The following is a 15401-nucleotide window of genomic DNA, read 5'->3' on the forward strand; positions in this document are numbered from 1 at the left end:
TGGCGATCTATCAGCTACTATTTTCTAAACAGACTTCTCAAAAACAAACCAAATAAAAAGGCTAGAAGCCTTGTCATACAAGACTTCTAGCCAATAATTTTTTTATAGATTATTAATTTGCTACAATATTCACCAATTTTTCAGGAACAACAATGACTTTACGAACTGTTTTTCCTTCAATAAAAGACTGAATTTCTTCTGAAGCTAGCGCCTTTTCTTCAAGTTCTTCTTTACTAAGACCTCGTGAAACGTTTACTTTCGCTCGAACTTTTCCATTCACTTGGAATACGACTTCAACTTCGTCTTCAACTAATGCTGCTTCATCATACGTTGGCCAAGGCATATTCGTTAAGCTTTCTTTGTTGCCTAAGATTGCCCACAGCTCTTCACCGATATGAGGCGCAATTGGCGCTAATAATTGAACGAAGCCTTCAATGTATTCATACGGTAATACTTCTGCTTTATTCGCTTCGTTAACAAAAACCATCAACTGAGAAATCGCTGTGTTGAAATGGAGATTTTCCATATCTTCCGTTACTTTTTTTACTGTTTGATGATAGACTTTTGTTAAACGGCCGTCATTGATCGTTGTAATGCGGTCACGCATTTTATTGTCTTCATCAACAATTAAACGCCACACACGATCCAAGAATTTGCGGCTACCTTCTAAGCCATTTTCGCTCCAAGCAATCGATGCATCCAATGGTCCCATGAACATCTCATACATTCTCAGAGTGTCTGCACCATATTTTTCGATCACGTCATCAGGGTTCACTACATTTTTCAAGGACTTACTCATTTTAGCAGGTGCCTCTTCCAGCTCTTCTCCTGTTTCGACATTCACCCAAACATTATCCCGTTTTTCTACCATATTCGTAGGAACAAGGGCACCACGGCTATCGCGGAAGCTTTGACCTAGAATCATTCCTTGGTTGTATAATTTTTGATAAGGCTCTTTAGTAGGCACTACACCGATATCATATAAGAATTTATGCCAGAAACGAGCATATAACAAATGCAATACAGCATGTTCTGCTCCACCGATATAAATATCTACTGGCAGCCAGCGTTCTAATTTTTTATAATCAGCAAGCACTGTTTTGTTGTGCGGATCGACATAACGCAAATGATACCAAGAACTTCCAGCCCATTGCGGCATCGTATTCGTCTCTCTTTTTCCCTTTTTGCCTGTTTCAGGATCAACAACATTGATCCAATCAGTAATGTTTGCTAAAGGAGACTCACCTGTTCCGCTTGGTTTGATATCGTCTGTTTTTGGTAATCTTAGCGGCAACTCTTCTTCCGGCACAGTTGTTGTGGTGCCATCTTCCCAATGAATCACAGGAATTGGTTCACCCCAGTAACGTTGACGAGAGAATAACCAATCGCGCAGACGATAGCTGATTTCTTTTTTCCCTACTTGATTTTCTTCAAGCCAATCATTCATTTTAGTGATCGCTTCTTCTTTATTCAATCCATCTAAAAAGCCAGAATTGATATGCACGCCATCTCCTGTGTAAGCTGCCTTATCAATATCTCCACCTGCTAATACTGGAATGATCTCGATGCTAAATGTTTTAGCAAATTCATAATCACGTTCGTCGTGCGCTGGAACAGCCATGATTGCACCTGTTCCATACGAAGCTAACACATAATCTGCGATCCAAATTGGTATCTTAGCTCCATTAACTGGATTTACTGCATAAGCTCCAGTAAAAACACCTGTTTTTTCTTTTGCTAAATCAGTCCGATTTAAATCCGACTTTTTCGATGCAGCATCAATATAGGCTTCCACTGCTTCTTTTTGCTCTGGCGTCGTAATCTGTTTCACCAATTCCAATTCTGGCGCCAAAACGGTATAGGTTGCGCCAAATAGAGTATCTGGTCTTGTTGTAAACACAGTGAATTCTTCATTCGTTCCATCTACTTTAAAGGTAACATTCGCTCCCTCTGAACGACCGATCCAGTTACGTTGCATATCTTTGATACTTTCTGGCCAATCTACTAATTCTAGATCATCCAATAAACGATCTGCGTAAGCTGTGATCTTAAGCATCCATTGACGCATCGGTTTTCTGATCACATCATAGCCACCACGTTCGCTTTTGCCATCGATTACTTCTTCGTTAGAGATAACTGTACCAAGTTCCGGAACCCAGTTCACAGCAACTTCTGCTTCGTAAGCTAATCCATGTTCATACAGCTTAGTAAAAATCCATTGTGTCCATTTATAGTATTCCGGATCAGTTGTATTGATTTCACGATTCCAATCGTAGCTAAAGCCTAAAGAATTGATTTGACGTTTAAAGGTTTCAATATTTTTCTTTGTAAATTCAGCAGGATCGTTACCTGTATCTAGCGCATATTGCTCTGCCGGTAGTCCAAATGCATCCCATCCCATTGGGTGTAAAACACTATAGCCTTGGCTTCTTTTCATTCGTGATAAAATATCTGTTGCTGTATACCCTTCCGGATGGCCTACATGAAGACCTTGACCTGATGGGTATGGGAACATATCCAGTGCATAAAATTTCTTTTTGTTTGGATCATCATGGGTGGTAAAGCTATTGTTTTTCGCCCAATATTTTTGCCATTTTTTTTCAATCTTCTTGTGATCGTAACTCACGATGTATTCTCCTCCTATTTATAAATAACTTTTTTATCCTTTTTTAACTGGTGGTCGTACGTTTAATCTGAGAAAGAGCCAGCTTATTTTACTAGGCTTTTGTACATTAGCAGCTTTGCAAGCAGTCTCTGTTATTTGGCTTGGCTCTGGCACTTCGCTCCCTTTGGTAAATCAAATTTTTGTTTTTTGGCCCTCTGGGATTCAGCTCTTGAGTTTCCCTTCTGATTAGAGTCCGTGATTCACTAGTACGGTAACTTCGCTCCCTTTGGTCGCCAAGTATTGTTCATCATCTACTCTGGCAAAGCCAGTCGTAGTGATTCACAACAAAAACGTCCCATAGGAAATATTTCCTATAGGACGTTTGATATGCAACGTGGTACCACCTAAATTCACTTGTAAAATACAAGCCTCAAACGTTATAACGGCCGTCACCGACTTTACTTAATTTAGAATAAAAGAATGAAGGATCGCTCCTATCACTTTCACTTGTTCAGTAAAATAACTCAAAGGCGAGTTCAAAAGCTTCTGTACGTATTTTCACCAGCCATACGCTCTCTAAAACATGGTTCTTTCTACTATTCCTTCTCACTGTTTGTGTATCAGTTCTGTGTTCTCATACTATCAAACTTCTAGTGGAATTTCAATTGTTTTATTTCACTTTCAATTGCTGACCAATATAAATCAAATCACTTGATAAACCATTTAGCTGTTTGATTTTCTGAACACTTGTACTATATGTCTGTGCAAGTCCCCATAATGTATCGCCGCTTTTCACTTTGTGCGTGCTTGCATTTTGAGTACTGCTTTGATTATTGGATGAAGAAGAAGTACTTGTTGAGCTGCCGCCTTTTTTGACAATCAATTTTTGGCCTGGATAGATCATATCGCCACTTAGATTATTCCACTGGCGCAAATTGGCAACACTCGTACCGTTTGCACTCGCTATCGCCCATAATGAATCACCAGATTTTACTGTATAAGAACCAGTTGTTGAACCCGTGTTCGTGTTTGAGCTGCCTGTATTACTTGATGAGTTATTGTTGCTGCTGGCAGAACCAGAACCTTTTTTCACGATCAATTTTTGGCCTGGATAGATCATGTCACCGCTCAGATTATTCCACTGGCGTAGATTCGCGATGCTCACCCCGTTTGAATTTGCGATGGCCCATAGTGAATCGCCGGATTTTACTGTATAAGTGGCATTTGAGGTTCCTGTACTACCGGAATTATTTGAACTTCCAGCATTTCCTGTTGAACCGCTATTTCCGCTACTAGTACTTCCAGAACCTTTTTTGACAATTAATTTTTGGCCTGGGAAAATTATATCTCCACTTAAATTATTCCATTGGCGGATATTTGCAACACTCGTCCCATTCGCATTCGCGATGGCCCACAATGAGTCGCCGGATTTTACTGTATAGTATGTGTTTGATGTTCCTGTATTGCCGGAATTCCCTGTGTTTCCTGTTGAACCACTGTTGCCACCAGTACTTCCACTACCTGTGCTGCCTGAACCTTTTTTGACGATCAGCTTTTGTCCAACATAAATCATATCGCTTGATAATCCGTTCCAGCTTTTAATGTTTGCGACAGATGTGCCATATTGAGCAGCTAAAGCCCATAGGCTATCACCGGATTTGACTGTATGGGTCACATTTTGATTACTTGTACCACCGGTATTGCCAGAATTTCCGCCTGTGTTCCCAGCGTTTCCACCCGTATTTCCACTACCGCTATTGCCGCCAGTATTTCCTCCAGTCGAAGGTGTATCATACTGAGTTAGATTATACGTTGTAATAATATTATTTAATTTTGTATTATAGCTTGGATCTGTTGCATAACGACCTGTCAACCATGCTGTCGCATCTTTATATGAGTTGGTATTACTTTTCCATGCACCAGAATAATAATAAACGCCAGATTGAAATGACGTATTTCTCAAAACATATGCGTTATCACTAAAGGATTCTGAATAAGATGGATACTTTCTAAACGCAGCATTTACTTGAACCCATTGTCCGTTATAAACTTCCCATGTTTGCATCGTAACTGACTGCCCTTGGTAGCTACCTTTGATACCAAACAGATTATGATTTGGTGCAGCAGATAATGTACTTCTGCCCCAATCACTTTCAAGGATCGCTTGTGCCATCATTACTGACGCATATAGATCATTCGCTGCCGCTACAGAACGAGCATGTCCTGAAATATCCGCAATAAACGTACTTGGACTAATGCTTCTTGTTGTCGCTGCAAAAGAACGTAAAGAAATTTCTGGTAATTTCTCCGTTTCATCGGTAGAAGAATCAGTTGTTTCCGCCTGATCTTCTGTTGTTGTAGTTGTTTCCTCAGTACCTGGAGTTGTTTCTGATGTATTTAATTCTGATGAATCGGTTGTTTCAGTTATTTCTTCACTTGAAGATGTTTCCTGAGTGTCTTCTGTCATCGAATCGTTAGAGTCAGTCGTCGTTTCTGTTTGAACGCCTTCTGTATGTGTAGGTGTCTCTGAGTAACTAATCTGAGCATTTGGTGTTTGCTCTTCTGTTGCTTCTGCAATTTTAGGTGCTGCAATCGGTGCTGCAATTGATGAAACAACGATTGCAGAGCTTAAAACAGTCGTTCCTTTTTTCAACTGGTCAGCAGCGAGCTTGTTTTGTTCAGCTTTCCTCCGCTCTTTTCTCGATAGTTTGTACTTCTCCATAGTAAGTCCTCCGAATTTTCTAAAAAAGTGTACCTTGAATTATAGTATACCCTTTTTTCACTAAAAATAGAATGTTTTTTTAATATATATTTCTCCGTCCTATCATTTAAACGTTCTTTTTTTGCTTTCTTTTTTTGTCTTCTTTTAATCATTTTATACCCTAATTTTTTTCCATGCAAAATCTAGGTCTCAGGTCTGATACCCCTCTTTACCTTAGGCTGATTTTTTTAGTAAAGTCTTGTTATTAACTGCAAAAGAAATTATAGTGAAGAAGAAGTAATCTGATTGGTCAATGAAGTGAGGGGAAGAAGGATGAATAAAGAGCATTTTTTAATTGAACTAAAGATTTATTTGAAACCATTGACGGCACAACAGCAAGCCTTTATCTTAGAAAAATATGATAAACTATTTGATGAGCGGCTCGCTAACGGAGAAATGGAAGAAGAAATCGCCAAAGATCTAGGAAAGCCTAGAACGATCGCTGAAGAGATTTTGGAGGAATTTGATATCACTGTTCCTGAAAAACGATTGGAACGTGATGGCTGGCAAGAAATTCCACCTGCAACAAGTTATGAGTATTATGAGGAAGCCACTGAGCATCCATATGATCAAACCTATCAGTCTTATGAGCGTCCAAGACATAATGGATTCGTTCGTTTTTGTCAGATAGCTGGAGTTATTTTATTAAATTTTCTTTTAATGTTTTGGTTTATATTTAGCTTTGCTATGCTTCTCTTTTCTGGTTGGTTTGCAGCTATTCTATTCTTGTTTTCTCCAATTTTAGGCGGTATTTCGATTGTTACCGGTTTGAATGATGCATCAATGTTCGAAATGTTTGTTAGTGTCTTTCTTTGCGGCGCAGGTATCATTGGTCTATTGATTTTAGCGCCATTAACAAGATTTTTCGGTAAAGCATTAAAACGGTATATGCTATGGAATATACGTGTCTTAAGGGGAGATATATAATATGAAAAAGACTACTGCGTTTTTTCTAACGATCGGTGTAGTATCGATGATCATTGGCGGGATCGGCAGTGCCGTTTACTTTAGACGCGCTGAACAATCCATGACAGATACAAAAAAAGAAAGTTACACAGTTAAGAACAATCAAAATCTAAAAGAGATCCATTTGACGCTTACAGGAAATGCAGAATATTATATTAATACTGAAAGTACTAATAAAGTTGTGATGAATACACGAAGCTCTGCTCCTGTTTCAATAAAAAGTTCACTAAAGGTTGACGAGAAAAATGGGCAGCTCCTTGTTTCTGCAAATGGAAATAGAAACGAAAAGAAACTGGGTAGCTTTAAATTTGACTTTATTAATTTTGACAGAGGCTCATCTGTTTCCTTAACGATTCCAGACAACGCAGAACGAATCGTCATCGATGGCCAATCCTCTGGAAGAATCAATCTTTCAGGAATAGACGCAAAGAACATCACTGTTAAAACAGAGAACGCTGATGTTGATGCAAACAGCCTAAATACTGAAAAATTGGCTCTTGAGACAACGAATGGCTACTTAAACGTCTACACAGATGTTCATGCAGATAAAGCTTCGTTTAAGACAACTAATGGAGATATCAACCTCAATGATTTTGTTGCATCGACTTGGTCTGCAATCACTACCTCTGGCGATATCTCTTTAGAATCGGTTAAAGGTATTTCGACTATTGAAACAATGAATGGCGACATTAGTGCCAGTAATCTGAAAGGTGAAGCTACCATAAAGAGTACAAATGGAAGCTTTGATTTATATGGATCAGAAATTCCTAAACTGTTGAATGTTACGACTCAGCAAGGTGATATCAATCTTTACACTGATGAAATTTTATATGATATCGCGATCAATTCAAAAACGACATTAGGTGACAGCACTATTTTCGGTAAGGAACGGACATCATTTAAACGTGGAAAAGGTTCACGAGTATTTGATCTTCAATCGAATTCTGGTGATATTTCAATCGAAGGACCTGTCGATTCTGAAGACGAAGAGTAGACTATTGATCGCTTGAAGGCTGCTTTAGAGCTTAAAAAGTTCTAAAGCAGCCTTCATTTTTTCCGTTCTAAGCTGTGTTCTTAATTATTTGATGTTATAATGAGCATTACGTAAATGAGAAAGGATTTTTTATGAAAAACAAATTATACTATCAGTTTGCCGGCAGCTGTTTTCTAGTTGTCTTTATGTTTTTAGGTTATGTTGTCCGTTTTTATCCCGAGTGGCTGAGAGGCTTTGATCAAGCGATCACGTCAGTTGTCCGCGCGCCATATCCTTCGCTCAATCCATTTTTTGTTTGGTATACAAGATTTGCTGATCCATTGACCGTTGGTATTTTAGCGTTGGCTATCGCATTTATTTTAGCCAAAGGTAAATATTATGCACAAGCGCTGTGGCTTTTGATCAACACAGGTGGCGTCGCTGGAATTCTCAATCCATTGATCAAGCTTGTCTTTATGCGGCCTCGTCCAACATTGGATCATTTAGTTGCTGAGCATAGTTATAGCTTCCCAAGCGGTCATTCTACTGGAAGTATGCTTCTTTATGGGACGATTATTTTTCTGCTTCCTCAATTTATTAAAGAAAAGAAACTTTGTCTAGCTTTACAGATTCTGTTAGGCATCGGTATTTTATTGATTGGAATCAGTCGGATTTATGTCGGTGTACATTTCCCAAGTGATGTATTGGGAGGCTTTTGTTTCGGTTTAGCCTGGTTATTGATGACTTATCCAATCTATCTCGAAAAGCGATTTGTTTGGCGTTTTAAAAATAAACAGCAATAGAAAGAAGAAAAGTTATGTCTGATTTTATATACACGGAAGATCCTAATAAACGTTACCATACTTGGAATTATGCCTTGCGCCAACAATTTGGCGGGAAGATTTTTAAGGTTCCTTTAGATGGCGGTTTTGATTGTCCTAATCGCGATGGAACGGTCGCTAAAGGCGGCTGTACATTTTGCAGTGTTTCTGGTTCTGGGGATATGATCGTTGCCCCGCAAGCTCCTTTGCCGATCCAATTTCAAAAAGAGATTCATATGATGCATAAAAAATGGCCGCAAGTGGCGCAATATATCGTGTATTTTCAAAATTTTACGAATACCCATGCTCCTGTTGAAGTGATCCGTCATCGCTTTGAGCAAGTCGTTAACGAAAAAGGTGTTGTTGGTATTTCGATCGGTACGCGTCCAGATTGCCTTCCTGATGATGTGGTGGATTATTTAGCGGAATTGAATCAGCGCTACTATATTTGGGTAGAGTTGGGTCTGCAAACAACCTATGAAACAACAAGTAATGCGATCAACCGCGCCCATGATTACCAAACCTATCTTGAGGGTGTAGCAAAATTGCGCAAGCATAATATTCGCGTTTGTACTCACTTGATCAACGGCTTACCTGGAGAAACAATGGACATGATGCGGGAAAATGTCCGACGGACGATTCTTGATTCTGATATTCAGGGAATCAAACTCCATTTGCTTCATTTGATGACGAATACACGGATGTTACGAGATTATCATGAAGGCAGACTTCAATTGATGACAAGAGACGACTATGTTTCTGTGATCTGTGATCAGCTGGAAATGATTCCACCTGAAATCGTGATCCATCGCTTGACTGGAGATGCTCCTTACGATTCATTAGTCGGTCCAATGTGGAGTTTGAAAAAATGGGAAGTATTAAATGCCATCGATGCTGAAATGAAACGCCGCAGCACTTATCAAGGAAGCCATAATGTGCGGATGGAAAAAGAGGTGCTTCGTTAATGTTGCAAACAGCCTTACATTTTAGCCATACATTGTTGAAAGAAGTTATCGCAGAAGGCGATTCTGTAGTTGATGCTACGATGGGCAACGGCAATGATACTGCTTTTTTAGCACAGCTAGTTGGTTCAACAGGAAACGTTTATGCGTTTGACGTTCAGGAACAAGCCGTAATCAACACAGCTAAGAAGTTAGCTGATGTAAATCTATCAGAGCATGTCCAACTGTTTCATCAAGGCCATGAGACGATCGACACAGCCATTGATAAAGATATTTTGATAAAGGCCGCCATTTTTAATCTTGGTTACCTTCCCAAAAGCGATAAAACGATTATTACAACGCCAAATACAACCAAGCAAGCGCTCGATGCCTTACTTCCAAGACTAACAACCAAAGGACGAATTGTCTTAGTAGTTTATTATGGTCATGCTGGTGGGGAAGCAGAGTTAACGCTCGTTCAGGATTATTGTCAAACGTTACCTCAAGAATCCTATAGCGTCCTAACCTATCAATTTATCAACCAACGGAATAATCCTCCGATTCTATTTTGTATTGAAAAAAAATAAAAAAATTCTATTAAAAACGAAGCGAATACCTGATTGCGTATCTGCTTTGTTTTTTTGTTTAATAGTACACTCACTAGAGAGTTGCTCATCATCAATTTTTCCATTATCTACATATTTTAAGCAGTTTGTCTGGATTGTCTTCCTTTCCATTTGACTTTTTGGTACAATGAATGTCTATTAAAAAAAATGGAGTGATTATTTGAATAATAATATGAAAAAGAAAGCCTACCGTAATACACCGGCTTTCGTTATGTTGGCATGGGGGTCATTTTTATTCTTTGTGGTCCTTATTCTTGTTGGGTTGTATACATTAAAAGAGCCGTTGATGGTCAAAGGGTATTACTTGATGGGTTCAGTTGGATTGATTTCTTCATCCTTCACACTTTCTAAAGTAATCAGAGACAATCAAGAAGATGAAGAGCGCTACAACAAAATGTTTAGAGTGCAAGATGATGTTGAAGATTTATAATCTAGCCAACTAAGAGCTTTTGACTAGATACCCTTACATGATTCAAAAATAAAGCCTATCTTATTTTAGTTATTACACTAAAATAAGATAGGCTTTTTATCTATTCACTTCACCATTTATATTTTACTCAAAAACAAATTGATTGTAAACCATGTACTTTTTGACATACAAAAGAATAATGAATGATTATCAAAAGGCTTATATATAAACGTTTAAAACGATATTATATGTCATACATAATTCAATCGTTTTTTTATCATTATTCTTTTCTTGCCCCTTTTTTGCCCCTTTGTTAACCCCAAAAAAACCTACCTCACTTAAGAGATAGGCTACTAGCGTTTTAGTTTAAGATGGTTTGATCATTTTCTTCTGCTTTTAACCATTCCGATTCAGGTTTAACAATTAATCGTGCATTATTATAAGCCATATCTAAAGTCAAACAAGTCCTTGTAGTATAGATATTACCTTCTTTTTTTAAAACTAATGCTAAATCAGCCTGACTATCTTTCATTAAAGTCAAAGGTATTAAGAGTTGAAGACTGTTTCTATAAAATTGCGGGACAGCTAATTTATAGTTTGCTGCAACTCTTTTTTCTGCAGTTTTTATAGCACCTTCAAATATTTGAACTAATGTGGTTCTTTCCATCCCTTTGTATACATCCGGTAATCTATTTATATTTTCTGCATCGCCCAAGATATGCCTTACATTAGCTCTTATCTCTAATCTATAGTCGTATACTAAATCAGCTGCATCTTCGAAGAATTGTGCTCTTAAAGGTAGTGTGTCAAATGAATTCAATTCAAAATCGCTTGGGGTTTTAAAACCTACTAAAAACCATGGAGATTGATCATCATCAGATTGTTTATATTCATTCTCTTTGAAATAAGCATAAATTGGTTCATAAAAATCATTGAATAATCCTGTGTTGAAGCAGCATTTACCTTCAATAAAACTTATGAAAAAATTCTTTTTTGAGTCTTCTGCTTTATTATAATCTGAAGCTAATTTGCTAAATGTAAAATTGATATAGTTTTTTAATATTCGATTGTTAGTGCCCCAATCTTCCTCGCTTACTTTTCCGGCTAATTCATTTATGTAATCGTTAAACTCAAAGTTCTTTCTTCTGCAATACGCAAAACGAAATAAATCTTCTTCAATTTTCCCAATCATCTGAGTCCCTCCTGCAGTTATATTAGTATCATTATAATTCTAACACATTTTCAAATTCATTTATTGACAAATTTGAAAAAGATGGTATTATTTAGCTATAGAAGTTAAGTAAAGAGGAGTGTATTCTTCCAAAAGAAGCTAGTTTTTAACTTTAAAAAGTAAAACCTTGATGTTATGATTTGTTTAGATTTATGTTTAAACTTGATTTAAGAAGAGGATGTGCATGCTACTCATTAATTGAATAGTATGCACATTTTTCGTGTCCTTTTGACTCTAAATGCTTGGCTTACCCATAAACCAACTGTTTAGAATTTTACAACGTCCGTAAATTTCTCAATCATTTTTAACGCATAGTTATCATGGCTATATTGCTCTTCTTTAGTAGAATGACCTGTGCGAGTCAATAATAAATTTGCATCTGCCAATTGTTTTGGACCTAAATGCATACGCTTATTTCCAAACACTAGCCATACTTCTTGCGATCCGTTTTTTTGCACTTTAATATACTTAAACATAATATCCTCATCCTTTTCTGTTGTTGGTTTATTTGGTGTTTCTGTATTGCCAGTTGTGTTGTTTGAATTTCCGAACCCAGTCACTAAATCTCGTTCAAATTGATCTACTGTAATTCCCCAATGATTTAAGTATGGATACGGATCAATATGATCACTACCGTTGTTTGGTTGGTTATAGGTACAAAACATGTGAGTTTTGATTCCTGCTAGATCTTTAGTGTCTAAAGTTAGCGGAATGCCTGCTTCTTTAGCTAACTGTCTAAGCAGCTCCACATACAATCGATAATCTCGTTCAAACTCTGCTCTCGTTGCATGACTTTGGATCAATTCCACAGCAGCATAGGTTTCATAATTCCAAGCGCCACCAACATCATAAGCGCCACGCCCTACGTCCGCAGTTTGAATCACCTGACCATTCCCAACGACGTGAGTATAAAAGCCACTATTTAAATCTTTACGGCTCATGTAGTCTGCTTCATTTTGTGCAGTTGAATTAGGATTTCCAGTACTGTGTGAGTGGATTTGTCTATAAGGTGCATTGCCTACTTGTGGTGTTTCTCTCATTTGGCGTTCGATATTCATTCTTCATCATCCTTTTCTTTAAACGCATTCTTAGCCTGCTTAATTAGCTGATCGCCATACACAGCCATTCCAGCAGCAATGATTGCTTGGACGATATTTTCTGCAGTATAACCACCAAGAATTTGTGGACTAATTACACAACTCACTACTAACAAAATATATGGAATCAACCATGAAGGGATTCTTGGTGTATCTCGAATGACAAATCCCAAAACATACAAACCTAAAATTGTTGCTCCTAATGCTCCATTAATGTATTCCATGATAATCTCCTCCTATTTCTTTTTCCCGCAACGGGAACAACGACCATTTACCCAGTTATGGATACCCATACTACAGAGTAATCCTCCAGCTGTTCCTCTTGTTTGTTTTTTTACTTCTTTTTCCTTACTCATACTTTCATCCTCCTATTTATTATTGATCATGATAAAAAAACGTATTACTCCAGCTACCCCACCAATAGAACCAATTACCGATGCTATCACTGTTCGGATGAACCATTTGCGACGATCCTTATCTTCATCTATTTTTCGTTGCAATGCCTCTTTTTGTTCTCTTTCTTTTAAAAGCTCAAGAGAAACGAACTTTTCATCGTGCATTAACAATTTTTCTAAAACTGGTGCCATACCATTTTCTACAGCTTGCTGAATAGCGAGAGGTAAAGCAATTTGTTGATCTTCTAAGCTGTCTAATCTATCACTGTGACGATTCAATCGGTTTTTATTATATTCTGCTTGTGTTTCCACAGCATCAACTTTTTTAGTCAAATCAGACCACTCTTGATTCGATATTTCTACAGGTTTATTCATCCACTCACCATCTTCCATATTATAAAACCTACAACAATCCAAAAAGGAATGACCATTAAACAGCCATTCCTAAAGCCTTTATTAAATTCCATTACTTCACCTTACTTTCTAGCGCCGTTACTCTTGCGGTCAACGCATCAAACTCACTTTTTTTAGCATACAAATCGGACATCTTAAATTTGATTTGATATTCCAAATAAACTTGGTCAATGTTAACTACACTAGGTGCAGTTCCATCACTCGGTGGCGCATATAAAACGACATACACACACCCATCGTCTTGTATTCGTTGCCCTGTTTGGTTTTTATACTCTAACATAGCGATCTTATTCGTGGTGTTTGTGGCTCCACCGTGCCAAGTCGTTCCGTATATCTGTAAATTAACCTGGTAGCGAGACGTCCCCGGTGCGGTAGAACTTGCACCGCTACCGCTGACATAAGCTACAGGTCTGATTGTTCCATCAACTAGCTTTCTCGCAGTAACGACTTTTTGAGCCAGTGTTGTTGCCCCTAAAGAATCAAATAGACCAGGATTCTTATATTCAATATCTGCGATTAAATCGAACCTGCTGCAAACTTGCCTTTTTTGATCCGCAACTTTCGTTTGAGTTGTATAAATTCTATTATCTAACTCTGCTGAATCAGAATAGGATGTTGAACCTATCTCGTAATCAAATTGGTTAGGATTTAACGTATCTTTCCCCATATTTGAAAACATCCTGTGAGGATTCTCGACAACACTAGCTGATACCTTATTGATAAAGTTTGCAGCCGTTTGTATAAGAATTTCCTTACCGCTAAAAATACTCGATAGATCACTAATGGTCACAATATCTTGATTAATGATTTTTTGTTGATTATCATCTACCTTTACTTTCAACTGATTCATCGTGTCTGTAGCTGTTACCAATCCTTCATTGATGCCTGATAATCCGCTGGTTAAGTTTTCAAGTTCTTGATCAATTTTTACCTGTAAAGATATAATCACATCATCTAGCGACTTAAAATAAAATTCCTCTATTTTCGGAATATCCTGATCAATCGCAGAACGTATCATTGTAAAACCATATTCGGCTAAATCAATTTGTTGGCCATTCTTTAAATCGAGATAAACATTCATGATCACTTTTCCGGCATAACCTTTTAAACGATCGGTAATGATATAAGATATTCGCCTACGGTGACTAGCTTCGATGGTAGCTGTATCTTCAATTTTCTTGACTACCCCATCTTGCGTAACAGTTAAAAGTACCTTGATTGTTTCGATATCTTCAAAATCTAGTTCAAAGATTTTAGGAGTCGCAACCGGAATGATCAGCTTAGATACATTGTTGTCATATGAATAAACGACACTCTCAAGAGTTTGTCTCTTGTGAGCGCCGTTGGTGATTGCTGCATCCGGAGTGACTATTTCCTGTTTAAAGTAGTTTGTACTCATTTAAGCCACTCCTTCTATTTTTCTTATTCTCAAATTACTAGTTATATCTTTCATTGTCCCAAGATCAAGACCTTTGTTTTGTGTGACTGTTAGTTGAGTATGCGAATTCCTAGTAATGCGGATTTCAAATAGGATAGCTCCAGCTGATCCGTTAAACACATCAAACTCACGCAAGTTAAATGATTGATTTGATTCGAATTCTTGGCAAATTCTTGATATCCCATCGTCAAGCTCATACCACACTCTAATAGTTTTAAAATGCGTCATGTGCTGATTTAGTGTAATAATATCCCCTGCATTTTTTGCTGTGCCAGCCCAAACTTCCTGAATCCGCGGAAGATATGTCCAACCTTCCGGATTGTATGAAGAGCCGTCTGTGTGCATCGTGTAATACCATAATCGACCTTCATATCCTTCGGTTAACCATATTTGTTTTCTAGCTCCACCACCTACTTCTATTCTTAAATGGATGAAAGCACCCGTATTGCTCAATCCTCCCGGCAATCCGCTGAAATCGGCGTATGTCTCATACAGCCCAGGCGGAATATCAAAAACAGAATTGTATTGCCTTAATGCACCTTGGAGTCTAATATTTTTAGCCCCTTTGAACACTTCCGGCGTAGCGAAGCCGTTTGTATGTTCATTCGCCGGCTTGTGAGCTTCCAGCTCATTCGACCCGATGTGATTCTCTAACAATAGAATTAGTTTTTTTACTGTAGGAAGCAGGTTCAATTCTTTTATATCAAATTTCATTTTTCATCGC

General features: G+C 37.8%; 14 protein-coding genes and 1 other annotated feature. Of the genes, 6 read left to right on the plus strand and 8 right to left on the minus strand.

Features of this window, described 5'->3' with window-relative positions; translation table 11 throughout:
* Positions 1-112: 112 nt before the first annotated feature.
* Both leuS and CC204_RS09310 read right to left on the minus strand, forming a co-directional pair.
* A complete protein-coding gene (gene leuS, locus CC204_RS09305; RefSeq protein WP_088269935.1) occupies positions 113-2626 on the minus strand; it encodes a leucine--tRNA ligase in 2514 nt (837 codons plus the stop codon).
* A gap of 350 nt (positions 2627-2976) precedes the next feature.
* Positions 2977-3224: a binding site (T-box leader), on the minus strand.
* Positions 3225-3275: 51 nt separating this feature from the next.
* Complete coding sequence (locus CC204_RS09310; protein ID WP_088269936.1) at positions 3276-5327, minus strand: muramidase family protein; 2052 nt, start codon at positions 5325-5327, stop codon at positions 3276-3278.
* A gap of 312 nt (positions 5328-5639) precedes the next feature.
* Between CC204_RS09310 and CC204_RS09315 the strand changes: the two genes are divergently transcribed.
* The 6 genes from CC204_RS09315 to CC204_RS09340 all read left to right on the plus strand — a co-directional run bounded on the left by CC204_RS09315 (position 5640) and on the right by CC204_RS09340 (position 10123).
* Positions 5640-6293, plus strand: coding sequence for a DUF1700 domain-containing protein (locus CC204_RS09315; protein WP_088269937.1), 654 nt, complete (start codon positions 5640-5642; stop codon positions 6291-6293).
* A gap of 1 nt (position 6294) precedes the next feature.
* Positions 6295-7326 (plus strand): DUF4097 family beta strand repeat-containing protein, encoded by a 1032-nt coding sequence (locus CC204_RS09320; RefSeq protein WP_088269938.1) that lies wholly within the window; start codon positions 6295-6297, stop codon positions 7324-7326.
* A 131-nt stretch (positions 7327-7457) separates the two neighbouring features.
* Positions 7458-8108 carry a phosphatase PAP2 family protein gene (locus CC204_RS09325; RefSeq protein ID WP_088269939.1) on the plus strand — a complete coding sequence of 217 codons (651 nt, stop codon included), beginning with the start codon at positions 7458-7460 and terminating at the stop codon, positions 8106-8108.
* Between the two features lie 14 nt (positions 8109-8122).
* Positions 8123-9091 carry a tRNA modification radical SAM protein MnmL/YtqA gene (mnmL, locus tag CC204_RS09330; RefSeq protein WP_088269940.1) on the plus strand — a complete coding sequence of 323 codons (969 nt, stop codon included), beginning with the start codon at positions 8123-8125 and terminating at the stop codon, positions 9089-9091.
* Positions 9091-9654: a tRNA 5-(aminomethyl)-2-thiouridylate-methyltransferase MnmM gene (mnmM, locus tag CC204_RS09335; RefSeq protein WP_088269941.1), complete on the plus strand. Its 564-nt coding sequence runs from the start codon at positions 9091-9093 to the stop codon at positions 9652-9654. Before mnmL ends, mnmM begins: the two co-directional genes overlap by 1 nt.
* A 211-nt stretch (positions 9655-9865) precedes the next feature.
* The gene (locus tag CC204_RS09340) at positions 9866-10123 is read left to right on the plus strand and encodes a YiaA/YiaB family inner membrane protein (RefSeq protein WP_088271688.1); all 258 of its coding nucleotides are present in this window, start codon (positions 9866-9868) and stop codon (positions 10121-10123) included.
* A gap of 340 nt (positions 10124-10463) precedes the next feature.
* On the opposite strand, the gene CC204_RS09345 is transcribed toward CC204_RS09340, so the two are convergent.
* The 6 genes from CC204_RS09345 to CC204_RS09370 all read right to left on the minus strand — a co-directional run bounded on the left by CC204_RS09345 (position 10464) and on the right by CC204_RS09370 (position 15391).
* On the minus strand, positions 10464-11294 hold the full coding sequence (locus CC204_RS09345; protein ID WP_088269942.1) for a DUF3825 domain-containing protein: 831 nt from the start codon (positions 11292-11294) through the stop codon (positions 10464-10466).
* Positions 11295-11599: 305 nt separating this feature from the next.
* Complete coding sequence (locus CC204_RS21760; protein ID WP_088269943.1) at positions 11600-12391, minus strand: peptidoglycan recognition protein family protein; 792 nt, start codon at positions 12389-12391, stop codon at positions 11600-11602.
* Complete coding sequence (locus CC204_RS09355; protein ID WP_088269944.1) at positions 12388-12654, minus strand: phage holin family protein; 267 nt, start codon at positions 12652-12654, stop codon at positions 12388-12390. Before CC204_RS09355 ends, CC204_RS21760 begins: the two co-directional genes overlap by 4 nt.
* Before the next feature lie 144 nt (positions 12655-12798).
* Positions 12799-13218 (minus strand): hypothetical protein, encoded by a 420-nt coding sequence (locus CC204_RS09360; protein WP_157894266.1) that lies wholly within the window; start codon positions 13216-13218, stop codon positions 12799-12801.
* A gap of 73 nt (positions 13219-13291) precedes the next feature.
* Entirely contained in the window at positions 13292-14638 is a 1347-nt protein-coding gene (locus CC204_RS09365) for a BppU family phage baseplate upper protein (protein WP_088269946.1), read from the minus strand.
* The gene (locus CC204_RS09370) at positions 14639-15391 is read right to left on the minus strand and encodes a hypothetical protein (RefSeq protein WP_088269947.1); all 753 of its coding nucleotides are present in this window, start codon (positions 15389-15391) and stop codon (positions 14639-14641) included. It lies immediately after the preceding gene.
* Between the last annotated feature and the right edge of the window lie 10 nt (positions 15392-15401).

Source organism: Enterococcus wangshanyuanii (genome assembly GCF_002197645.1).
GTDB classification, from domain to species: domain Bacteria; phylum Bacillota; class Bacilli; order Lactobacillales; family Enterococcaceae; genus Enterococcus_L; species Enterococcus_L wangshanyuanii.

Coding starts and splice junctions, on each gene's coding strand:
- CC204_RS09355 (WP_088269944.1), bottom strand. CDS start 12,654: ATGGAATACATTAATGGAGCATTAGGAGCAACAATTTTAGGTTTGTAT.
- CC204_RS21760 (WP_088269943.1), bottom strand. CDS start 12,391: ATGAATATCGAACGCCAAATGAGAGAAACACCACAAGTAGGCAATGCA.
- CC204_RS09310 (WP_088269936.1), bottom strand. CDS start 5,327: ATGGAGAAGTACAAACTATCGAGAAAAGAGCGGAGGAAAGCTGAACAA.
- CC204_RS09320 (WP_088269938.1), top strand. CDS start 6,295: ATGAAAAAGACTACTGCGTTTTTTCTAACGATCGGTGTAGTATCGATG.
- mnmL (WP_088269940.1), top strand. CDS start 8,123: ATGTCTGATTTTATATACACGGAAGATCCTAATAAACGTTACCATACT.
- CC204_RS09345 (WP_088269942.1), bottom strand. CDS start 11,294: ATGATTGGGAAAATTGAAGAAGATTTATTTCGTTTTGCGTATTGCAGA.
- CC204_RS09370 (WP_088269947.1), bottom strand. CDS start 15,391: ATGAAATTTGATATAAAAGAATTGAACCTGCTTCCTACAGTAAAAAAA.
- CC204_RS09340 (WP_088271688.1), top strand. CDS start 9,866: ATGAAAAAGAAAGCCTACCGTAATACACCGGCTTTCGTTATGTTGGCA.
- CC204_RS09315 (WP_088269937.1), top strand. CDS start 5,640: ATGAATAAAGAGCATTTTTTAATTGAACTAAAGATTTATTTGAAACCA.
- CC204_RS09360 (WP_157894266.1), bottom strand. CDS start 13,218: ATGGAAGATGGTGAGTGGATGAATAAACCTGTAGAAATATCGAATCAA.
- CC204_RS09325 (WP_088269939.1), top strand. CDS start 7,458: ATGAAAAACAAATTATACTATCAGTTTGCCGGCAGCTGTTTTCTAGTT.
- CC204_RS09365 (WP_088269946.1), bottom strand. CDS start 14,638: ATGAGTACAAACTACTTTAAACAGGAAATAGTCACTCCGGATGCAGCA.
- mnmM (WP_088269941.1), top strand. CDS start 9,091: ATGTTGCAAACAGCCTTACATTTTAGCCATACATTGTTGAAAGAAGTT.